Below are 21,632 nucleotides of genomic sequence, written 5' to 3'. Positions count from 1 at the left end.
CCCCACGTCATCAACACGCCCATCACCGAAAGAAGCACCTGCTCATGAAGAACGCACATCTCGGCGGCCTGACCGTCTCACGCATCGGCCTCGGCGCCATGACCATGGCCGGCACCTACACGCACGAAGGCGCCCTCGACGACACCGAGTCGATCGCGACCATCCACCGGGCCCTCGACCTCGGCGTCACCCACATCGACACCGCCGAGATCTACGGACCGTTCCACAGCGAGGAGGTGGTCGGCAAGGCCATCGCCGGACGACGCGACGACGTCGTCATCGCCACCAAGTTCGGCCTCGTCTCGCACTCCGGCGGCGGGCCCGGCACCATCGACAGCAGTGCCGCCAACATCAAGACGGCAGTCGAGGGATCGCTCAAGCGACTCGGCACCGACCACATCGACCTGTACTACCAGCACCGCGTCGACCCATCGACTCCGATCGAAGAGACGGCACAGGCAGTCGCCGACCTCGTGGCCGAGGGCAAGGTCCTGCACTTCGGGCTCTCCGAGGCGAGCCCCGCCACCATCCGCCGCGCCCACGCCGTGCACCCCGTCGCCGCCCTCCAGACCGAGTACTCCCTCTGGACCCGCGACGTCGAAGACGAGATCCTGCCGGTGCTCCGTGAACTCGGCATCGGCTTCGTGCCGTACTCGCCGCTCGGCCACGGCCTGCTCACCGGTCAGATCCGCAGCGTCGCCGACTTCCCCGACGACGACTGGCGCAAGACCAACCCCCGCTTCACCGGCGACAACTTCACCAAGAACCTCGCGATCGTCGACGAGGTGAAAGCCATCGGCGCCGAGGTCGGCGCCACTCCAGCCCAGACCGCGCTCGCCTGGATCCTCACGCGTGGCAACGACATCGCCCCCATCCCCGGCACCCGCAGGGTGGGGCGCGTCGAAGAGAACACGGCGGCCGATGCCATCGAGCTGACCGCCGACCAGCTGGACCGGCTCGACCGCCTCACCCCCGCCTCCGGAGCACGACACGACGACGGCAACATGCAGTCCATCGACAGGTAGGCATCCGATGACCGGATCGAGTGACAGAATCCCGCAGTTCTTCGCCACTCCGGGTTACGGAGATACGGCACGACACACGGTGCACGCGTCTCAGGCCGTCCGGATCGGCCAGCGCGTCGAGACCTCCGGCCAGGGAGGATGGGACGACGACATGGTGATCGCCGACACCCTGGAACAGCAGATCGACCGCGCGTTCCACAACGTCGAACGGACTCTCGCGACCGCCGGGGCCAGCTGGCACGACGTCATCGACGTCATCTCGTTCCACCTCCCCGACGGGGGCGTGATCGGATCGGAGGACACACGACTGATGGTGGCTCGACTGCGCCAGCGCATGGGCGAACGCAGACCCACCTGGACCCAGATCGGGGCACCCGCATTCGGGCTCCCCGGAATGCGCGTCGAGATCCGCGTCACCGCGATCATCGATGGTCACGCCGACTGACACGACCGCACACCCAGACGGGATGGGGTCAGAGCAGCACGAGAAGAATCGCCTGGCGAGCTGCGCAGAGACGGCGACCGTGTCGACGAGTCCGCAGGAGAGTGCTCATTCCGCCTGTCGTCAGAGAACCGGACGTGGGCGCATCGCTCGACCTCGAAGATGAGGCGATCCGTGGGGATGTCACCGCGCACCCAGAGGGTGAGAGCCACCACGGCCTCTGCCACCAGCGAGGCGGGAGCCGGGGAGGCGCGGGTCACCCCGACCACGCCGCCGCCAGTCCCAGCAGCGCCAGGTCGGAGCCCCTCGGCCCCATGAAGCACAACCCGACCGGCCCGTGCAGCCGCGGCGCCGACACGGCCGGCGCGCCGAGCACCCCCGCCACGCACGTCAGCCCCAGTGTCGCCGACCGCACCGCGTCGACCTCGGCCGACGTGGCGCTCAGCGAGGGCGCGGCCGACGAGGCGCTCGGCAGCAGCAGCACCCGGTCGGCGAGCACCGCCTCGAGGCGGTGACGCTCGTCGGCGAGGGCGACCCGCGCCTCCTCGGCCCTCTGCGGCGAGACGCTCGATCCGAAGGCGAAGCGCGCGGCGACGTCGTCGGCGAGCTGCCCGGGGTGCGCTTCGATCCAGTCGCCGTTCGAGCGCCAGGCCTCGTACGCCTGCCGCACCCGGAAGAGCTCGAACAGCGCGGCCACGTCGCCGAGCTCGACCGGTTCGGGGCGGGCGATGCGCCCCTCCGCGACGGCCTCGTCGATCGATCGGGTGAACGCGTCGCGGACCTCGGGCGCGACGGCGGCGAGCAGCGTCGGATCGACGGCGAACACCGGATCGACCCCGCGCTGCTCGTCGGCGGGCAGCGACGTCGCGGCGGCCCTGAGCAGGGTGCCGGCATCGCGGGTCAGCCAGCCGACGGTGTCGAAGCTCGGGGCGAGAGGCAGCAGACCCGTGCGGTCGACGGCGCCGTGGGTCGTGCGGATGCCCCACAGCCCCTGATACGACGCGGGCACCCTCAGCGACCCGCCGGTGTCGGTGCCGAGGCCGATGCTCACCTGACCGAGGGCGACCGCTGCGGCGGGGCCGCTGGTCGAGCCGCCGGAGATCGCGCCGGGCCGGGCGGGGTTCGGCGGGGTGCCGTAGGCGGAGTTGCGCCCGGCGATGCTGTACGCGAACTCGTCGGTCTGGGCGATGCCCGTGATCGAGGCGCCCGCGTCGAGCAGTCGGCGCACCGCGGCGGCGTGCTCGGTCTGCACGGCGGCGCCCTCGAGGTAGGCGGGCACCCCCGCCCCGACGGCGTGCCCGGCGACGGCGAAGAGGTCCTTGACGGCGACGGTCTCGCCGACGAGGGTCGGCTCGACGCCGTCGGCAGCCCCCTCAGGAGGCGCGGTGCCGGTCGCCCCGTCACCCCGCCGCCCCGGCACGAGCGGCTCCCCCACCACACGCCACACGCGCCGGTCGACGGCGGGCGCCGGCGCCTGGACGTGCGCCGACGCGATGCGCCACGGGCCCTGCGCCGGGCCGCCCGATTCCGCGCCTGCGTCTGCGTCTGCGTCTGCGGTGGCGCCGGCGCTCGTGCTCGTGCTCGCGCTCGTGCTCGTGCTCGCGCTCGCGCCCGCGCTCGCATCGGATCCGACGCGGCGCCAGAGCTGCGTCACCACGCCCCGTCCGCCGCCGGCCGGCGCGTTCACCGACACGATCAGCGCGGCGTCGTCGCCGATCACCCGCACGTGCACCTCGACGACCCGACGGACGGGCCCGCCGCCGCGTCGACCGCGGAACGCCGTGATCGCGTCGTGCCCCACCAGCAGACCGCCGGCGTCGGCCCGCATCACTGTCGCCGTCGGTTCGAAGGCGGACGCCAGAGCCTCCTGGTCGTCGGCTGCCAGCGCGTGCTCGTACGCGTCGAACGCCTCGAGCAGCCCGGCGGGCAGCGCATCGGCAGCGGCCCCTTCGATCGTCGTGGGCTGCCTGGTCGGCGCGACCCGCGCCTCCTCGGAGCCGCCGGCCCGACCCGCGTCGTCGAGTGCGCGCTCAGCCACGGGAGACCCCTCCGCGGGCGACGCCGTCGAAGTCGGCGACGCGGATGCGCGCGTGCACGCCGGTCACGAGATCGACGACCTGCGAGATGTCGAAGTCGGTGGCGGCGCTGAGATAGGCGTAGGCGAGGGTCTCGTCCATGCCCCAGCGGGCGCGCAGCAGAGCGATCGCGGCGCGGACGCAGGCGCGGACGGCCTCGTCGAGATCGGGGTCCATGCCGGTGGGGACGAGGTGCTCGCGCGTCTCGACGAGCGGCCCGGCGAGCTCGCCGAACTCGGTCACGGCGACGTCGTGCGGCACGACGTCGAAGCGCAGGGTCACACGCAGCGACGCCTCCATGGCCGTCAACGCCACCTCGCCGTCTCCCTGGGCGAAGTGCGGGTCGCCGACGTAGGCGAGGGCGCCGTCGACCTGCACCGGCAGGTAGAGCGACGATTCCTCCGTCAGCAGGTTGATGTCGATGTTGCCGCCGTGCGGACCGGGCGGAACCGAGTGCGGCCGCTCGTCGCCGGCCACGGCGACGCCCATGATGCCGAGGAACGGCCGCAACGGGAACCTCACCACCGGCGGCCCGCCCGGCACCATGGGCATCGTGCCGACGAGACCGTCGGGGCCCTGGTCGACGCCGGCGAACACGCTGACCGGGTCGGCGCCGAGCGGGTACTCGCCGGGCAGCGCGCCGCGGCCGTGCCGGTTCGAGACGACGCCGTAGGGCACCCGCGGCGTGGCCGTCACGACCGTGAGCTTGAGCAGGTCGCCGGGGCGGGCGCCGCGCACCTCGACGGGGCCGGTGACGACGTGCGGCCCGTCGGCGGCGGCGTCGCGACCCGAGGCGTCGGAGGCGGCGATGGCCACGGCGTCGCGCAGCACCCCCTCGGCGGGCACCCCGTGGGAGGCGAAGTAGGCGAGCGGGTCGCGCCCCTGGTCGTCGAGCACCCCCTCGTGACTGACCGTGTCGATGGTGACGGTCGCGCCCGACTCGATGGAGAGCACCGGGGCGTCGGAGGCGCACGGCAGTCGACCCCACAGGGTCGTCTCGGGGGTGGCCGGCAGATACGCGTCGCCGGGCAGGTCGCCCTCGCCGGGCTGCAGGACGGGGACGACGGGGCGGGGGTCGGTCATGCGGTGCCTCTCGATCTCGCGCATCGGGGCTGTCCGCCCCGGGGCCCTCTCGACCCTACCCAGCAGGCCGTCCCTCCCGAGGGCGCCTCTGAAACAATCAGTTCACAAACCGCCGATCGTGAAACACGCCGTTCACACGGCCGTGTGAGGATCACCGCATGGCGATCATCCTCGGCGACAATCAGTACGGCAAGGCGGAGTCCCGGCTCGTGCGCATCGTGCGCGACAGCCCCCGGCACGAGATCCGCGACCTCAACGTGACCACCGCGCTGCGGGGTCCGTTCGAGGCGGCGTACCTCGAGGGCGATCAGTCGGCGGTGCTCCCCACCGACACCCAGAAGAACACGACCTTCGCGTTCGCCAAGTCGCACGGCGTGACCTCCATCGAGCGGTTCGGCCTCGACCTGGCGCGCCACTTCGTCACCGACGTCGGCCCCGTCGAAGGGGCTCGCATCGAGATCGAGGAGTACGCGTGGCAGCGTGCGGTGGTCGACGGCGTCGAGCACGACCACACCTGGCTGCGTTCCGGGCAGGAGATCCGCACGGCCGCGGTCACCGTCGACGCGAGCGGCGAGCACGTGATCGGCGGCCTGAAGGACCTCGTGCTGCTGAAGTCGACGGGTTCGGAGTTCGCGGGGTTCCTCAGCGACGAGTTCACCACCCTGCCCGAGACCCACGACCGCGTCATGGCCACGGCGCTCGACGCGAAGTGGCGCTTCACCTCGACCGACGTCGACTGGGAGGGCGTCTACGCCGAGGTGAAGAGACTGCTCGTCGCCCACTTCGCGACCCTGCAGTCGCTCGCCCTGCAGCAGACCCTCTGGCACATGGGCCGCGCCGTGCTCGAGGCGGTGCCCGCGATCGCCGAGATCCGTCTCGTCGCCCCGAACCGGCACCACTTCGCCTACGATCTCGACCGGTTCGGTCTCGAGAACCAGAACGAGGTCTTCTGGGCCGCCGACCGGCCCTACGGTCTGATCGAGGCCACGCTGCTCCGCGACGACGCGCCCCCCGCGGGCGACGCCTGGCGCGCCTCCGCGGGTCTCGCATGACCGCCGCCTCCCCCACCCGACCCGCACCCGACACCCCCGCAGGAGGCGCCATGCCCGGCACCGACGACGCCCAGTGGCTCGCCCGCTCCATCGATCTCGCCGTGGCGAACGTCGCCGACGGCGGCGGCCCGTTCGGGGCCCTCATCGTGCGCGACGGGGTCGTGCTCGCCGAGGGGCAGAACCGGGTCACCCGCGACCTCGACCCGACGGCGCACGCCGAGGTCGTCGCGATCCGCGCGGCCTGCGCCGCGGTCGGCGACTTCTCGCTGGCCGGGGCGACCCTGTACACCTCGTGCGAGCCCTGCCCGCTGTGCCTCTCGGCGGCGCTGTGGGCCCGTGTCGACCGCGTGGTCTACGCCGCCGACCGGCACGACGCCGCACGAGGCGGCTTCGACGACCTCGAGTTCTACGAGCTGTTCGGCCGCGACCGCGCGACGTGGGACCTCCCCGTCGACGCCGTCCGACCCGAGAACGCCCCGGCTCCCTTCGACGCCTGGCTCGCTCACGACCACCGGACGGACTACTAGGCCGGTGTCGGCGGACGGACTCAGGAGGCGCGGGTCAGCTGCCCCGGTACGTCGAGTACGCGAACGGGCTGAGCAGCAGGGGCACGTGGTGGTGAGCGCCCTCGTCGACGAGGTCGAAGTCGATCGTCACCCGCGGGTAGAAGGTGCGGCGATCGGCGGCCGCGAAGTAGACGGCGGTGTCGAAGACCAGGCGGTACACGCCCGCCGGCAGAGAGTCGGGGCCGAGGTCGCCGACGCGGCCGTCGTCGTCGGTGACGGCCGAGGCGATGACCTCGCCCGACTCGTCGGTCAGCACGACCGGCACGCCGGCCGCCGGTCGGCCGAGCGCGGCGTCGAGCACGTGCGTCGTGACGTGGCTCATGCGCCGAGCGGTTCGGGCTCGCGGGGCGACGCGGTCTCGGCCGAGCGGCCGGTCTCGGCGCTGGTGCGCCCGAAGGTCTGCCGCAGTCGCAGCACGGCGATCTCGACCAGCTGGGCGCCGGCCTCCTGCTTCTCGGACTCGTCGTCGAGCTTCAGACGACGGTCGAGCTCGGCGATGATCTCGGCCTTGCTGCGCCCGGCGGCCCGCACGACGAACACCCGGTCGAAGCGCTCCTCGTACGTGGCGTTGCCCTCGGCGAGCGCCTTGACCTCGGCGGGGTCGTCGGTCAGCTGCGACGCCTGCTGCTCGCGGCGGCTGAAGTCCTGCGACGCACCCTCGCCGTCGGGAGCCTCGCCGATGCGCGGGTGGTGCGCGAGCGCCTCGTCGATCTCGGCGTCGGTCAGACGCTCCCCGGCGCGCTCCGCGGCGGCCACGAGGTCGGACACGTCGGCGAAGGGCGCCTCGGCGGCGACGTCGTCGACCCAGCGCTGCACGGACAGGGCGGTCGCGAGGTGCTCGCGCAGCTGGCTCTCGGAGACGTCGATCATGGACGACACTGTATCCACGACTGGCTGCACGCCGACGACCACAGGCGGGAGCATCGGATGGACCTGGTGACGGTGGCGGACGTCCGCACCCCCTCGACCCGCGACGAGCTCGTCTTCGCTCCGGGCGAGCGGCCGCTCGGCGGCGGCACGTGGCTGTACTCCGAGGCGCAGCCCGGGTTGACGGGGCTCGTCGACCTCACCTCGCTCGGCTGGTCGCCGTGCGGCGAGACCGCCGACGGGCTGACCGTCGGCGCGACGTGCACGATCGCCGAGCTGACCGGGCTGGCGCCCCGCCCCGGGTGGTCGGCCCTGCCGCTCGTCCGTCAGTGCGCCGAGAGCCTGCTGGCCTCGTTCAAGATCTGGAACGTCGCCACGGTCGGGGGCAACGTCGCCCTGGGCCTGCCCGCCGGCGCGATGACCTCGCTCATGGCGACCCTCGACGCGACGGCCGTCGTCTGGACGACCGACGGCGGCGAACGCCGCACGGCGGTCGCCGAGTTCGTCACGGGCGTCCGCGAGTCGGCGCTCGCTCCCGGCGAGGTGCTCCGGGCGCTCGAGGTCCCCGCGGCGTCGCTCGAGTCGCGGACGGCCTTCCGCCGCATCGCGCTCAGCCCGCTGGGCCGGTCGGGCACGCTCGTCACCGGGCGGCTCGCCGCGTCGGGCGAGTTCGTCGTGACCGTCACGGCCGGCACGGTCCGCCCCGTGCAGCTGCGCTTCGACGAGGTGCCGGGCGCGAGGGCGCTGTCCGACGCGATGAGCCGCGTCGACGAGTGGTACGACGACCCGCACGGCGCCCCCGACTGGCGGCGCGCGACGAGCGGCGGGTTCGCCGAGGAGATCCGACGAGAACTGGGGGGCTCCTGGTGAGCACGCACGACGAGGGCGCACGGCGCCGCCACGGCTCGACGGGGACGCAGGGCATCACGAACAACGGTCGACGCGTCGTGTTCGAGGTCGACGGCGAGTCGATCGACGCCCCGGTCGCCGCGGGGCAGGTGCTACGCACCGTCCTCCGCGACGCCGGAGTGCACAGCGTCAAGAAGGGCTGCGACGCGGGAGACTGCGGCGCCTGCTCGGTCCTCGTCGACGACGATCCGGTGCACTCGTGCGTCTACCCCGCCCATCGACTCGACGGCCGCCGCGTCACCACGGCCGCCGGGCTCGGCACCCCCGAGGCCCCGCATCCGATGCAGCAGGCCTTCGTCGACGCGGCCGGGTTCCAGTGCGGCTTCTGCACGGCCGGCATGGTCGTGACGGCCTCGACGTTCACGGAGGCCGATCGGGACGACCTCCCGCGCCTCCTCAAGGGGAACATCTGCCGGTGCACCGGGTACCGGGCGATCCGCGACGCCGTCTGCGGCGTCGACAACACGGTGTCGCCGGCCGTCGGACAGGCGGCGGGGCGCTCGGTCAAGGCGCCGGCCGGCCTGAGGGTCGTGACCGGGCGCGAGGAGTTCACGCTCGACTCCCCCGCCCCGACGACGCTGCTGCACATCGCGGTGCTCGGCAGCCCGCACCCGCACGCGCGCATCGTGCGCATCGACACGACCGCGGCCCTGGCCCTGCCCGGCGTGCATGCGGTGCTCACCCACCACGACTCCCCCTCCACCCTGTTCTCGACCGGCCGCCACGAGGACCGCGAGGACGACCCCGACGACGGCCTCGTGATCGACCCCGTGCTGCGGTTCCGCGGCCAGCGGGTGGCCGCGGTCGTCGCCGAGTCGCGGCGGCAGGCCGAGCTCGCCCGCGACGCGATCGTCGTCGAGTACGAGGTGCTGCCCGCGGTCTTCGACCCCGAGGAGGCGCGGCGCCCCGGAGCCCCACTGCTGCACGGCGAGAAGACCAGCGAGGTCTCGCGCATCGCGTTCCCCGAGCGCAACACCGTCGCGGCCATGCACGGCGAGACCGGCGACGTCGAGGCGGCCCTGGCCGCGGCCGCCGCCACGGTCGAGGGCACCTGGACGACGCAGCGCGTCAGTCACGGCTCGCTCGAGACTCACGCCACCCGCGGCTGGCTCGACGACGACGGGCGGCTGGTCCTCCGCACCTCGAGTCAGGTCCCGTTCCTCGTGCGCGACGAGATCGCCCACGTCTTCGGACTGCCCGAAGACCGGGTCCGGGTCTTCACGAAACGCGTCGGCGGCGGCTTCGGCGGCAAGCAGGAGCTCCTCACCGAAGACCTCGTCACGCTCGCCGTGCTGGCCACCGGCCGCCCCGTGCAGTACGAGTTCACCCGCGACGACGAGTTCACCATCGCCCCGACCCGGCACCCGATGCGCGTGCGCGTCCGACTCGGCGCCGACGCGGACGGCACGCTCACCGCCCTGCACGTCGACCAGCTGATGGACACCGGCGCCTACGGCAACCACGGCGTCGGCGTCATGTACCACTCGGTGCACGAGTCGATCGCGGTCTACCGCTGCGCGTCGAAGCGGGTCGACGCCGAATCGGTCTACACGAACAACCTGCCGTCGGGCGCGTTCCGCGGGTACGGCCTCGGGCAGGTGATCTTCGCCATCGAGTCGGCGATGGACGAGCTGGCGATCCGGCTCGGCATCGACCCCTTCGAGCTGCGCCGGAAGAACGTCGTCGTGCCCGGCGATGCGATGGTCGTCACCGACCCCGACGAGGAGACCGACCTCATCTGGGGCAGCTACGGCCTCGACCAGTGCCTCGATCTCGTCGAGGAGGCGCTGGCCGGCCCGGACCCGGAGCCCGCCCCCGTGGGCCCCACCTGGTCGACCGGCACCGGCATGGCCCTCGCGATGATCGCCACGATGCCGCCGCGCGGGCACTTCGCCGACACCACGGTCGAGCTGCGACCCGACGGCGGCTACGACATCGGCGTCGGCACCGCGGAATTCGGCAACGGCACGACGACCGTGCACGCTCAGCTCGTCGCCACCGCCCTCGGCACGACTCCCGACCGGGTCTCGATCCGCCAGTCGGACACCGACGTGGCCCGCTACGACTCCGGCGCCTTCGGCTCGGCCGGCGTCGTCGTCGCGGGCAAGGCCCTCTGGGCCGCGGCGCACAAGCTGCGAGCCGCTCTCGTCGATCGGGCGCTGGCCCTCTCAGGAGGCGCGGCGGACGTCGTCGACGGGGGCGCCGCACCTGAGGTGGTGCCGGGCGGGGTCGTCGTGACCCGCGCCTCCTCGGCTGGTCCGCCCTCGTCCCGGCTGGTGACGGTCGACGAGCTGCTCGCCGACGGGCCCCTCGTGGCCGACGGCAGTCACGACGGCACCCCGCGCTCGGTCGCGTTCAACGTGCACGCGTTCCGGGTGGCCGTCGACCGGTCCACCGGCGAGGTGCGCATGCTGCGCTCGATCCAGGCGGCCGACGCCGGCACCGTGCTGAACCCCGAGCAGCTGCGCGGGCAGATCGAGGGCGGCACGGCCCAGGCGATCGGCACCGCCCTCTACGAGGAGATGATGCTCGACGGCGAGGGCCGCGTGCTCACGACGGCGCTGCGCAACTACCGGCTGCCGAAGTTCTCGGACGTCCCCGAGACGGAGGTCCTGTTCGCGGAGACCCACGACGAGCTGGGGCCGCTCGGCGCGAAGAGCATGAGCGAGGCGCCGTACAACCCCGTCGCCCCGGCGCTGGCGAACGCGATCCGCGACGCCCTGGGCGTGCGTCCGCACGAGCTGCCGATGTCGCGCGACCGCCTCTGGCGCCTCGCCCGCTGAGGGGCGGCACGAGCCCGGGCCCGCTGACGACCGCACCCGGCCCGGGGTCTGGGCCCGGGCACCGGGCCGGGGTCGACGGGCCGGGCCCGGGGCCGAGGAGGTGCGGGTCGGCTCAGCCGATCGGCGCGGGCATCGGGACGACGCGGTACGCCGCCTCGAGGGTGTCGCCGGTGGCCGGGTCGTGCATCTCGACGGACCACGAGTCGGCGAACTGGTCGACGCCCGGGAGCATGGCGACGGTGCCCGAGATGAGCACGGTGCCGGGCGTGGCGAGGTCGCGCTCGGCGAGCACGTCGAGCCAGTAGTCGGGGGTCAGCAGCGCGCCGAGGGTCGAGTCCTGGATGAGCCGGCGGGCGTCGCCCTCGCCGACGTACCCGCGCAGGGTGATGTCGTCGAGGTGGTCGCGGACGTCGTCGAGGCGCCAGGCGCGGGTGCCGAGCACGTCGGGGCTGGCGTTCTTGCTCCACGCGACGCCGTGCACCTCGAGCGCGCGATCGGTGTGGTCGCACGCGACGGTGAGCAGCACGCCCGAGCCGGTGATGACGAGAGCCCACTCGGCCTCGCCGCTGGTGCGCTCGTGCTGCACGTCGACGGCGGTCGCCTGCGAGGCGAGGTAGGGCGAGACCGGGTACAGCGCCGGCGTGGTCGTCGGGCCGGGCACGCCCAGCTCGGCGAGCTCGGCGATGTGCGCCTGCACCTCGTCCTGCTCGCGACCGGCGTATCCGGCGTTCAGGAGGCGCGTGACCTCGACGGTCTCGGTCGAGCCGTCGGGCAAGGTGAAGTGGAGCGTGCTCATGGGTCTCCCTCAGAAGGCGGTCGTGTGTTTCGGTCCGGTAAAAGATGTGCCGGGTCGACGCTCGGCCCTGTCGTCCGGCTTGTCGTACACCTACTGTATACACACGGTATCGCCGTGGCACCACCCTCCGACCGATCCCCACCGAACTCGATAGGACAGCCCATGACCACCGATCCACAGACGCCGGACCCCCTGGTCGACGACGCTCCGGCCAGTCGCCGATCGCTCGCGAAGGCGTTCACGGCCTCGCTCACCGGCACCTCGCTCGAGTGGTACGACTTCGCCGTGTACTCGGCGGCGTCGGCCGTCGTGTTCCCCGTCGTGTTCTTCCCGGCGAGCGACCCCTACACGGCGACGATCCTCGCCTTCTCGACGTACGCCGTCGGCTACGTCTCGCGGCCCGTCGGCGGGTTCGTGTTCGGGCGCCTCGGCGACAAGATCGGTCGGAAGCCCGTGCTCGTCACGACGCTGCTGATCATCGGCCTCGCGACGTTCCTCATCGGACTGCTGCCGAGCTACGCGACCATCGGCCTCGCGGCACCCATCCTCCTCGTGCTGCTGCGCTTCGCGCAGGGCGTCGGCGTGGGCGGCGAGTGGGGCGGCGCGGTGCTGCTGTCGAGCGAGTTCGGAGACCCGAGGAGGCGCGGCTTCTGGTCGTCCGCCGCCCAGGTCGGTCCCCCGGCCGGCAACCTGCTCGCCAACGGCGCTCTCGCGGTGCTCACGGCCGTGCTCACCGAGGAGGCCTTCCTGGACTGGGGCTGGCGCGTGGCGTTCCTCGCCTCGGCCGTGCTGGTCGGCTTCGGCCTCTGGATCCGCCTGAAGCTCGAGGACACCCCCGTCTTCCAGGCTCTCGAAGCGCGCGGCGATGCTCCGGCGGCGCCCGTCCGCGAGGTGTTCACCACGCAGTTGCGGCCGCTGATCGCGGCCATCCTCAGCCGCATCGGACCCGACGTCACCTACGCCCTCTTCACCGTCTTCACGCTGACCTACGGCACCGTCACCCTCGGACTCGAGCGCAGTCAGGTCCTGGTCGCCGTGCTCATCGGCTCGGCCTTCCAGCTCGCGTGCATCCCGCTCGCGGGCGCGCTGTCCGACCGCATCAACCGTCGACTGCTCTACGCGGTCGCCGCCGTGGGAGCCGCGGTCTGGGCCTACGTGTTCTTCGCGATCACCGACGGCTCGTCGACCGTCGTCCTGACGATCGGCATCGTGCTGGCCCTCGTCTTCCACTCGTTCATGTACGGGCCGCAGGCCGCGTTCATCGTCGAGCAGTTCTCGCCGCGGCTCCGCTCGACGGGCAGCTCGCTCGCCTACACGATCGCCGGCGTCTTCGGCGGAGCCATCGCCCCGCTGATGTTCACCATCATCTTCGAGGAGACGGGGAGCGGGCTCGGGGTCGCCGTCTACCTGACCGTGGCCGTCGTGCTGACCCTCGTGGGGCTGGCGCTCGGGCGCGACTCGAACGTCCAGGAGGACGCCGACTACCTGGCCGAGGCTCCGGCGACGGACGGGGTCGACGCGACCCGCGCCTCCTCGGGGCCGTCCGCGGCGGGCCGGGACTGACCCGCGCCGATCGGGCGACGCCGTGACGTCAGCTGCGCAGGAGGAGGTCGAGCGTCACCCCGAGGTGACGATCGATCGCATCACGCGCGGCCTCGGCGTCGCCCGACGCGAGGGCCTCGACGATCTCGTCGTGCTCAGCGCAGACCCGCTCCTGCCGATCGGTGCGACGGAACAGCGCCTCGACGCCGACCATCACCTGACGCGCGCGCAGCTTCTCGTAGCTGCGCGACATGAGGTCGTTGCCGGCCGCGTCGACCAGCAGCTGGTGGAACTCGCGGTCGTGCTCGATGAAGCGCTGGCCGCTCTCGCGCGGATCGAGGTCCTTCAACCCGTGCTGGGCGGCGAGCACGACCCGCATCGCCTCGAGCGGCACACGACCCGAGGCGAGGGTCGTCGTGGCGGCGTGGCGTTCGAGCACCCCGCGGAGCTCCATCAGCTCGGCGATCTCGCGACCGCTGATGACCGGCACGCGCACCCCCCGCTTCGGGATCATCTGCACCAGCCCGTCGGACGCGAGCAGCAGCAGCGCCTCGCGGACCGGGGTGCGCGAGACGCCCACGCGCTCGGCGATGTCCTGCTCGCTGAGGAACGCCCCCTGCATGGCGGGGTCGACGAGCACCTGAGAGTAGAGGTACTCGTAGGCCCGGTCGCGCCCCGAGGCCGCGGGGACGGGCGATTCGGGGCTCATCTGCATACCATACGTATACACCACCGATCGGAGAAACCATGCGCATCGCGCTCGCTCAGATGATCAGCTCGGCCGACCCCCGGGCGAACCTCGCCGAGATCCGGAGGACGACGGAGGCGGCGGTCGCCCAGGGAGCCGAGCTGGTCGTGTTCCCCGAGGCCGCCCTGTGCGCCTTCGGCAACGACCTCGGCGCCGTCGCCGAGCCGCTCGACGGGCCCTGGGCCACGGAGGTGCGGGCGCTCGCCCGACGCCTCGGCACCACGATCGTCGTGGGCGCCTTCACGCCGGGTTCGGGCGGGCGGGTGCGCAACACCCTGATCGTCGCCGGGCCGACGGCCGAGACCGACGACTCGTACGACAAGATGCACCTGTTCGACGCCTTCGGCTACGCCGAGTCGGACTCGGTCGAGGGCGGCGAGCGCGCCGTGACCGTCACGGTCGGCGAGACCCTGGTCGGCCTGGCGACCTGCTACGACATCCGCTTCCCGTCGCTGTTCGTGGCGAACGCGGCGGCGGGGGCGCGGCTGAGCGTCGTGTGCGCGTCGTGGGGTGCGGGGCCGGGCAAGATCGAGCAGTGGCAGCTGCTCGCGCGCGCCCGGGCGGTCGACACGACGACGGTCGTCGTCGCGGTCGGGCAGGGCGACCCCGCGTCGCAGGGCGTCGAGACGCCCGGCACGGCGCCGACCGGCGTGGGGCACAGCATGGTCGTGTCGCCGTTCGGCGTGGTGCTTCACGAGCTCGGGGCCGAGCCCGAGCTGCTCGTCGTCGACGTCGACCTCTCGTCCGTCGATGCGGCGCGCGGGTCGCTGCCGGTGCTGGCGAACCAGCGGTTCGCGGTGGGCGCGCTGCGCGACTGAGGGGCGCCGCGCCTCCTCGGCTCTCAGAGGCGGAGCGCCTCGTGCGGCTCGATGCGGCTCGCCCGCCAGGCCGCGATGAGCCCGCCGGCCGCACCGACGACGACTCCGCCCACGAGTGCGGCGGGTGCGAGACGCAGATCGAAGACGGGGATCCACTGCCGGGCGATGGTCATCACCAGCAACGCCCCGAGTCCGAGCGCCAGCCCGAGCAGTCCGCCGAGGGCGCCGATCACCACGGACTCGGCGAGCACGAGCCCGGCGATGTGACCGGGGCGGGCGCCGAGCGCTCGGCGCAGACCGAGCTCCTTGCGCCGTTCGAGGACGGCGAGCACCATCGAGTTGCCGAGACCCGCCACGGCCGCGAGGAGCGCCACCCCGGTGAAGGCCAGCAGGGTGGACGCGACGTCCGACTCGATCTCGGCGCGGAGGGTGGTCGGGTCGATCGGGGCATCGATCCGGAACGTCTCGGCGGCGACGGGATCGATGGCGACCGGCGCCTGCCGGGCGACCTGCTGAGCCGCGCCCGCACCGGTCCGGATCAGCACGGACGTCTGGGAGGGGTTCTCGACTCCCGCCAGGGAGTGCGCCCCGGTCGTCACGGCTCCGACGAGGCTCGGCACGCGCGGCGAGTCGTCCACGATGCCGACGACGGCGACCTCGGTGTCGCCCAGGGTGACGACGGGCGCCGCGGCGAGCGGACCGAGGGGCAGCTGAGCGGCGAGACCGCGGCCGATCAGCACCTCCCTTTCGCCGAGCGTCGGGCCGTGGCGGGCGAGCCACTCGACGTCGACGCGGGCGGCCGCGAGGAGGTCCCCCTCGATGCTCACGACCGGTGCCTGCAGGGCGTCGCGCATGGTGGTCGCCCGGACGACGGCCGAGCCCCGCTCGTGCAGAGCCCCGACCGACTCGACCCCGCTGAGCGCCGCGACCCGGGCGAGCCTGCCGGCCACATCGGCCGCGGCCGCGGGGCTCCCGAACGGAGCGACGACCGCGCCCCCGCCGATCGCCCCCGGAGCCTCCCCTTCGGCGGTCGGGTCCACCGGGGAGTCCCACGAGACCCCGACGTCGCGGTTGGTGTGCAGATCGAAGGTGTCGCCGACCTGGGCGCGCGCCGACGCCGAGAGCCCGAGACTGGCGACGGCGAGCGCCACCGCCACGGCGACGGCGGCCACGAGGCCCGCGGTCTTGCCCAGCCGCGAGGTGACCGAGCGCAGGGCGTCGACGGCGAGGTCGCGGAACCGGAGGCGCGACGGGCGGCCCGGTCTCTCGGGTCGCCGACCCGCGCCTCCTGAGCCCGTCGGCGCGGGAGCCGAGGAGGCGCGGGTCGTCCGCCGCGCACCGGTCGCGCCGGTCGTGACCGCGAGATCCCCTGCGGCGACCGCGCCGGCACCGGCCGGGGCCGACTCGACCCGTTCGACCGGTTCGACCGGCTCGACCGGCTCGACCGGCTCGACCGGGACAGGTTCGACCGACTCGACCTGTCCGGCCTGTCCGACCGGTCCGGCCGGGTCGACCGACTCGATGCGCCCGTCGCGGAGGTGCGCGACACGATCGGCCGCGCGGGCGACGGTCGGGTCGTGGGTGACGAGGACGACCGTCGTGCCCGCGTCGCGGAGGGCGAGGAGGGTCTCGACGACGAGCGCGCCGTTCTCGGAGTCGAGATTGCCGGTCGGCTCGTCGGCGACGATGACGGGGGTGCCGGCGGCCAGCGCCCGGGCGATGGCGACCCGCTGACGTTGGCCGCCGGAGAGCTTCGCGGCGAGCTGGTCGCCGAGCCCGTCGAGCCCCACGCGGGCGAGCGCGTCGTCGACGAGGACGCGACGCTCGGCGGCCGGCACGGCGCGGTAGAGGAGGCCGAGCTCGACGCTGTCGCGGACGGGTCGCTGGTCGAGCAGATGGAAGCCCTGGAAGACGAAGCCGAAGGTCTCGGATCGTGTCTCCGCGAGGTGACGCGAGGTCGATCCATCGATGTCGTGACCGGCGATCGTGTACGTGCCGGTGGTGGGGTGGTCGAGCAGACCGACGGTGTTGAGCAGTGTGGACTTGCCGCCGCCGGAGGGGCCCATGATGGCGAAGAACTCGCCCGCCTCGATGTCGAGGGTGACGTCGTCGAGGGCGGCGACCTCGACCGCGCCCGAGAACGTGCGTCCGACCCCGCGGAGCTGCAGCAGGGCCATCAGTCGACCCGCACGCGGTCGCCCTCGGCGAGGTCGTCGGGGTCCGTCGGCTCGACGGCGCTCTCGCCGTCGAGCTGGCCGGTCTCGATGACGGGGATGCGACGGAAGGTCCCGTCGTCCTCTTCGACGAGGAGGTGCGCCTCACCTGATCCACCACCGGCGACCGCGACCGTGGGGACGATGAGGCTCCCGGTCTGCACGGTCTCGATGTCGAGGGCGACGAGGCCCTCCGCTCCGAGCAGGTCGGCCGCGAGCTCACCGTCAGCCGCGTCGAGGATCACGCGGGACTCGGCATCGTCGTCGCCCCCGGGCACGACGGTCTCGAGCGTGATCGGCGTGGTCGCGCCGTCGGGAGCGGAGAAGGTGCCGGTGGAGCCCTCGATCAGGGTCTCGGCGATGAGCACGGGAACATCGGCGGTCACGCGCAGGCGGCCGGACTCCAGGCGGAGCTGGACCTCGGAGCTGGCGGCGGTTCCGACGGCCGGCGTCTCGGCCGCGACGGCCGGGAGGGTCGGGACGACGACGAACTCGGACGGCGAGGCGACCACTCGACGCCTGATGGGGCGGTCGGAGGTCGCCTCGGTGTCGCTCGTGTCCGCTGCGGAGGGAGCGGAGCCGGCGCTCGATGAGGGTGCAGGGGTGCCCACCGGTGCGGGTTGTGCGCCGGTCGCGTCGACGGCCGCGCCCGTGCCGGGGGTGGCGTCTGTACCGGGGACGCCCCGGTCTTCCTCGATGGCGACCTCGGTGGGAGGCGCGTGTCCGGCCCGAGAGTAGAGCGCCGCCAGCGATCGCTCGGTACCGGCGCCGAACACACCGTCGACGGTCGTGGGGATGCCGGCATCGCGCAGGGCCGTCTGCAGTTGTCGCACGTCGGGGCCCGTGTGGTCTCGGCGGAGTTCGCGGTAGAAGGGGAAGGCGCCGGTGACGGCGAACACCGGGCGGCCGTTGACCTCGGTGACGACCTGGCCTGCGGTGACGGGGGCACCGGCCGACGTGGGCTTCCCGGTCACGTAGGCAGGCTCGGCCGCCGGGGCGGGCAGCGCGACGGACATGAGGCCGGTGCGACCCACCGTCGCCTGGAAGGTGATGCGGCGTGTGAGGTCGCCGACTCGGACCTCGCTCGTCACCGGGAGCGGCGACGGGGCGGTCGCGGCCGCCTCGCGCTGGGCGGGCGACTCGAACGCGTGGGCCAGCCCCCAGCCGCCGGCGAGGAGCGCGACGATCGCCGCACTTCCGCCGACGGCGAGGGTCTTGCGGGAACGGATGAGGGTCAAGTTCGCACCCGTGCTGCCGCTCGATGGGCTGTCATCGCGCATCGGCGGCGTGTTCAGCGAGGTACGCCTCGGCTCGCGCCCGTTCGTCGTCGATCTGTCGCTTGTAGCGGCTCAGATCATCGGCCCGTGCCGCCACAGCCTCCGCCTGCGCCTGCCATTCAGCCTCGTAGAGGGCGCTGGCGTACGCGACCGACTCGCGACAGGCGGCATCGGCGACGGCGAGGCGTATCTCCTCCGCAGGGACGGGTTCATCCTCGCCGGAAGCGTCCGCGCCATCGACATTGGACCCCCTCAGCCCCGCGATCGAGTCAGGGGGCATCTGATCGGGTGATCGTGGGAGATCCGGCACACCGGCTTCACGGAGACATCCGCGCCATCGAGACGCCGCCGCCTCGACATCGTCATCAGCCTTCGCGTCACCGTAGGCCACTCCCGCGAGCTGCTCCGCCAATTCGTATGAGCCGCGCCCCGAAGCCTCATTCGTCATCTCCCGAGAGTCCGCGAGGCACCGATCGAAGACCGCATGGGCGCTCTCGGGCAAGCTCCTGTTCGCTGACTCGGCTTCGTACATCGCTCGTTGCGCGGCGACAGATCGTGCGATCTCCGATGAGTTCCCGTAGCCGTATTCGCTCGCGAGTTCGATGGAGAAGAGCTTTCGTCCGACCGGGTTCCACGATTCACCGACAGCCGCCTCGCGCTCGGTCGGTGCGACCTTCCACAGAACCCCCGAGTCCCCCATGCAGTCTTGGATGAACGCATCCTGCGCGGAGGCGACGACATCGACGAGAGGCCTCTGGTACGGGTCGAGCGGGAGACTCCACGATGCGCGATCCTTCTCGGTGAGAACGACGGAGTCGTCGACCGGGTCTTCGGTGCATGCGACGAGGCTCAGGGATGTCCCGATGACGACCACGACGCTCGACCACCTGATCGAGGGGCGCTTCACTTGCAGTAGCCCTCGAAGCACGCCGAGGAGATCTTGTCGTTGGACGTACCGAAATTGAGCCCTCGTTGCGGGGCCGCGGTCTTACGAGGGCCCTGATAGTTCGCGTCATCGAACCACTTGACGACGCGATTCGTGGTCCCGTTGTTGAAGCCAGAGGAGGCCGAGTCGTTGGTCAGGAAATGGTTCGTTCCGCCCCATTGCCAGACGTCCTTGAAGTTTCGTACGTACTCATAGAAGTTGATACGGCCGCCGCGGTAGCCGGAATCCTCGTACGTGCATCCGTGCCCCCGCGTGGAGCATCCACTGGGCGCCGCCGAGGCTGGTGCGGCCATGATGACGGAGGAGGAGAGAATCCCAAGCGCGATTAGGGCGCTGAGAATCGGTCGGCTTGATCTAGCCATGAAGTAGGACCTCTAAACGAACCGCCAGTACCGCAAGAGGACCGTTGCGGTTCGTTCGACGGTGCCCAAGACCACCCTTCAAGGTGGCAGATTAAACACTAACAACCGATATGCATAACTGTCAACGACACGTTGGGTCGGATGCTGCACCTCCCGTGGCACGTCGGGCTCGACCCCGGGTCTCATCGAGCCTCCGGGGTGTTCTCGGCGAGGTACGACTCTGCGCGTGCGCGTTGCTCCTCGAGCTGCGCTCCGTACCGCACGAGGTCGTCCGCATGCGACTCCATGGCTTCGGCCTGCGCCTCCCACTCCGCGTCGTACAGGGCGCTCGCATAACCCGAGGAGTCCTGACACGTCGTATCCGCGACCGCCACCCGGCGCTCCTCCGCGGAGACGTCGAATTCGTCGCCGACCGAGTACGGCGCGTCGATGGCCGGGCCACCTCCGTCATCGACAGATGCCGGTGGCATCTCTTCAGGCACGGCCGGAAGGTCGGGGAGCCCTGCGTCGGCCATGCATTCGCGCCATCGAGAGGCCGCCTCTTCGACCTCCGGAAACTCTTGCGCATCACCCGAGGCGCCACCCGCGATCTCCATCGCCAGGTCGTAGACCTGCCAACTCGGTTCATCGTCCAGGACTGCCGTGCTCTGCTCGAAACAACCCTCGGCGGCTTCCGGCGCCTGTTCAGCCACAGCCCGTCTGGATCTCTCGCCATTGAGCCAAGCCTGTTCAGCCTCCGGCGATCTCGCGATCTGGCCGGAGTTCCCGTAGCCGTACGTTTCGGCGAGCTCGACTGAGAAGAGCTTGCGGCCCGCAGCGTTCCAGGACTCGCCGGTCGTGGTGCCCGGAGGGTCGAGACGGACCACCCACTCGCGCCCAGCCTCAGCCATGCACTTGTGGACGAACACCTGCTGGGCGTCGTACTCGACGTCGATGAGCGGCAGCAGGTACTGATCGAGCGGAAGTCGCCACTGGGACTGGTTCTTTGCGGGCAGGTCGAGGTCCGCACCCTGGACAGCAGCGGTCGCACACCCCGCAAGGGCCGCCGACGCGACCACCGCGGCGGGAACGAGCAGGGCGAATCGTGATCGTTTCCTCACTGCGAGACGGCATTCTCTGCGAGATACCTCTCGGCGAGAGCACGCTGCTCTTCGGCCTGCTGCTTGAAACGCTCGAGAACATCGATTCTGGAGCCCATGGCTTCTACCTGGGCATCCCACTCCGCGTCGTAGAACGTCGACGTGTAGCCGGTGGAGTCTCGGCAGGTGGCATCGGCGACAGCGACGCGACGCACTTCGGCGGGCACGTCGAGTTCGTCGCCGGTTCGGAAGGGAGCATCGATGCCATCGCCGTCGTCGCCCGTGTCGACCGACGCCGGGGGCATCTCCTCGGGCACATCGGGCAGATCGGGCAGGCCAGCATCCTTCATGCACGTTCGCCAGTCGCTTGCGGCATCGCGGACCTCGACAGCTTGTTCTGCTTCGGCGTAAGCGAGGTTGCCGATCTGTTGAGCCAAGTCGTACGCAGAACCGTCCACGATGCCGAGAATTGGAGCAGCCTCTTCAAAACATGCGTCGACTGCCTCAGGGTGCTGTTGCGAGACCGCGCGGTTCGCGCGGTCCGCGTCCATACGCGCTGGGGCCTGATCCAGCATCGGAGAATTCCCGTAGCCGTATTTCTCTGCGAGTTCGACGGAGAAGAGTTTGCGGCCGGCGTCGCTCCAGGACTCCTGCGGACTCGCCCCGTCCTCAGTCGGTACGACGCGCCATTCATATCCGACCTTTGAAAGGCACGATGCGACGATGACCTGTTCTGCATCGGAGACAGGATCGACGAGCGGCCACTGGTACTGGTCGAGCGGCAACAGCCACCGATGCCGATTCTTCTCGGGCAGCGGCAGATCGGCCTCGTGCACCGATGAATTCGTACAGGCGGACAGACCGACCAGACAGACACCGACGGCTACGCCGAGGACCGCCCTCGACATCGTTCGGCGTGGCAGGATCACGAACAACACCTCGAATGAACCGCGAGCGCAGCGAGAGCCGATGCGGTTCGTCAGTCGGATTCCCAGGCCGCACCCTGAGTGCGACACGCGAAACGCTACCGATCGTTATGTCTTGCGGTC

At 71.7% G+C, this 21,632-nt stretch carries 20 protein-coding genes; 8 read left to right on the top strand and 12 right to left on the bottom strand.

From position 1 onward, the window contains the following. Positions 1-44 precede the first annotated feature (44 nt). Positions 45-1,025: an aldo/keto reductase gene (locus tag ASF17_RS00210; protein WP_055794122.1), complete on the top strand. Its 981-nt coding sequence runs from the start codon at positions 45-47 to the stop codon at positions 1,023-1,025. Between the two features lie 7 nt (positions 1,026-1,032). After that, complete coding sequence (locus tag ASF17_RS00205; protein ID WP_055794120.1) at positions 1,033-1,470, top strand: Rid family hydrolase; 438 nt, start codon at positions 1,033-1,035, stop codon at positions 1,468-1,470. A 253-nt stretch (positions 1,471-1,723) separates the two neighbouring features. On the opposite strand, the gene ASF17_RS15735 is transcribed toward ASF17_RS00205, so the two are convergent. After that, a complete protein-coding gene (locus tag ASF17_RS15735) occupies positions 1,724-3,505 on the bottom strand; it encodes an AtzH-like domain-containing protein (RefSeq protein ID WP_055794117.1) in 1,782 nt (593 codons plus the stop codon). Continuing rightward, positions 3,498-4,625: an acetamidase/formamidase family protein gene (locus ASF17_RS00195; protein ID WP_055795439.1), complete on the bottom strand. Its 1,128-nt coding sequence runs from the start codon at positions 4,623-4,625 to the stop codon at positions 3,498-3,500. The genes ASF17_RS15735 and ASF17_RS00195 overlap by 8 nt, the downstream gene beginning before the upstream one ends. Before the next feature lie 158 nt (positions 4,626-4,783). Between ASF17_RS00195 and pucL the strand changes: the two genes are divergently transcribed. Both pucL and ASF17_RS00185 read left to right on the top strand, forming a co-directional pair. Next, positions 4,784-5,677, top strand: a complete 894-nt coding sequence (gene pucL, locus ASF17_RS00190; RefSeq protein WP_055794115.1) for a factor-independent urate hydroxylase — start codon at positions 4,784-4,786, stop codon at positions 5,675-5,677. A gap of 50 nt (positions 5,678-5,727) precedes the next feature. Then, on the top strand, positions 5,728-6,204 hold the full coding sequence (locus tag ASF17_RS00185) for a nucleoside deaminase (protein WP_055794113.1): 477 nt from the start codon (positions 5,728-5,730) through the stop codon (positions 6,202-6,204). A gap of 34 nt (positions 6,205-6,238) precedes the next feature. On the opposite strand, the gene uraH is transcribed toward ASF17_RS00185, so the two are convergent. Continuing rightward, positions 6,239-6,565 carry a hydroxyisourate hydrolase gene (uraH, locus tag ASF17_RS00180; RefSeq protein WP_055794110.1) on the bottom strand — a complete coding sequence of 109 codons (327 nt, stop codon included), beginning with the start codon at positions 6,563-6,565 and terminating at the stop codon, positions 6,239-6,241. Continuing rightward, positions 6,562-7,113 (bottom strand): 2-oxo-4-hydroxy-4-carboxy-5-ureidoimidazoline decarboxylase, encoded by a 552-nt coding sequence (locus tag ASF17_RS00175; protein WP_055794107.1) that lies wholly within the window; start codon positions 7,111-7,113, stop codon positions 6,562-6,564. Before ASF17_RS00175 ends, uraH begins: the two co-directional genes overlap by 4 nt. Positions 7,114-7,170: 57 nt before the next feature. Between ASF17_RS00175 and ASF17_RS00170 the strand changes: the two genes are divergently transcribed. Both ASF17_RS00170 and ASF17_RS00165 read left to right on the top strand, forming a co-directional pair. Next, on the top strand, positions 7,171-7,980 hold the full coding sequence (locus ASF17_RS00170; protein WP_055794105.1) for an FAD binding domain-containing protein: 810 nt from the start codon (positions 7,171-7,173) through the stop codon (positions 7,978-7,980). A gap of 53 nt (positions 7,981-8,033) precedes the next feature. Then, positions 8,034-10,802 (top strand): molybdopterin-dependent oxidoreductase, encoded by a 2,769-nt coding sequence (locus tag ASF17_RS00165; RefSeq protein WP_442855735.1) that lies wholly within the window; start codon positions 8,034-8,036, stop codon positions 10,800-10,802. A 112-nt stretch (positions 10,803-10,914) separates the two neighbouring features. Here the strand turns inward: ASF17_RS00165 and ASF17_RS00160 are convergent, their stop codons facing one another. After that, positions 10,915-11,598 (bottom strand): DUF2848 domain-containing protein, encoded by a 684-nt coding sequence (locus ASF17_RS00160; protein ID WP_055794103.1) that lies wholly within the window; start codon positions 11,596-11,598, stop codon positions 10,915-10,917. A 162-nt stretch (positions 11,599-11,760) separates the two neighbouring features. Between ASF17_RS00160 and ASF17_RS00155 the strand changes: the two genes are divergently transcribed. Further along, complete coding sequence (locus tag ASF17_RS00155) at positions 11,761-13,161, top strand: MFS transporter (protein WP_055794101.1); 1,401 nt, start codon at positions 11,761-11,763, stop codon at positions 13,159-13,161. Positions 13,162-13,189: 28 nt separating this feature from the next. Here ASF17_RS00155 and ASF17_RS00150 read toward each other — a convergent pair whose 3' ends face one another. Then, positions 13,190-13,849 carry a GntR family transcriptional regulator gene (locus ASF17_RS00150; protein ID WP_235476266.1) on the bottom strand — a complete coding sequence of 220 codons (660 nt, stop codon included), beginning with the start codon at positions 13,847-13,849 and terminating at the stop codon, positions 13,190-13,192. Between the two features lie 38 nt (positions 13,850-13,887). Here ASF17_RS00150 and ASF17_RS00145 point away from each other — a divergent pair, with 38 nt between their 5' ends. After that, positions 13,888-14,706: a carbon-nitrogen hydrolase family protein gene (locus tag ASF17_RS00145; RefSeq protein WP_055794097.1), complete on the top strand. Its 819-nt coding sequence runs from the start codon at positions 13,888-13,890 to the stop codon at positions 14,704-14,706. Between the two features lie 23 nt (positions 14,707-14,729). Here ASF17_RS00145 and ASF17_RS00140 read toward each other — a convergent pair whose 3' ends face one another. From ASF17_RS00140 to ASF17_RS00120, 6 genes are all read right to left on the bottom strand, one after another. Then, entirely contained in the window at positions 14,730-16,883 is a 2,154-nt protein-coding gene (locus ASF17_RS00140) for an ABC transporter ATP-binding protein/permease (protein WP_055794095.1), read from the bottom strand. Continuing rightward, positions 16,883-18,157, bottom strand: a complete 1,275-nt coding sequence (locus ASF17_RS00135) for a peptidoglycan-binding domain-containing protein (RefSeq protein ID WP_055794093.1) — start codon at positions 18,155-18,157, stop codon at positions 16,883-16,885. Before ASF17_RS00135 ends, ASF17_RS00140 begins: the two co-directional genes overlap by 1 nt. Positions 18,158-18,188: 31 nt before the next feature. Further along, a complete protein-coding gene (locus ASF17_RS00130; RefSeq protein WP_055794091.1) occupies positions 18,189-19,103 on the bottom strand; it encodes a hypothetical protein in 915 nt (304 codons plus the stop codon). Beyond that, on the bottom strand, positions 19,100-19,504 hold the full coding sequence (locus ASF17_RS15150) for a peptidase inhibitor family I36 protein (protein ID WP_082474933.1): 405 nt from the start codon (positions 19,502-19,504) through the stop codon (positions 19,100-19,102). The genes ASF17_RS00130 and ASF17_RS15150 overlap by 4 nt, the downstream gene beginning before the upstream one ends. Positions 19,505-19,686: 182 nt before the next feature. Beyond that, on the bottom strand, positions 19,687-20,604 hold the full coding sequence (locus ASF17_RS00125) for a hypothetical protein (RefSeq protein WP_156357234.1): 918 nt from the start codon (positions 20,602-20,604) through the stop codon (positions 19,687-19,689). Next, positions 20,601-21,512, bottom strand: coding sequence for a hypothetical protein (locus tag ASF17_RS00120; RefSeq protein ID WP_156357233.1), 912 nt, complete (start codon positions 21,510-21,512; stop codon positions 20,601-20,603). Before ASF17_RS00120 ends, ASF17_RS00125 begins: the two co-directional genes overlap by 4 nt. Between the last annotated feature and the right edge of the window lie 120 nt (positions 21,513-21,632).

It is taken from the genome of Frigoribacterium sp. Leaf263 (assembly GCF_001422285.1).
Classification (GTDB): domain Bacteria; phylum Actinomycetota; class Actinomycetes; order Actinomycetales; family Microbacteriaceae; genus Frigoribacterium.
This window is presented reverse-complemented; position numbering and strand designations above follow the sequence as displayed.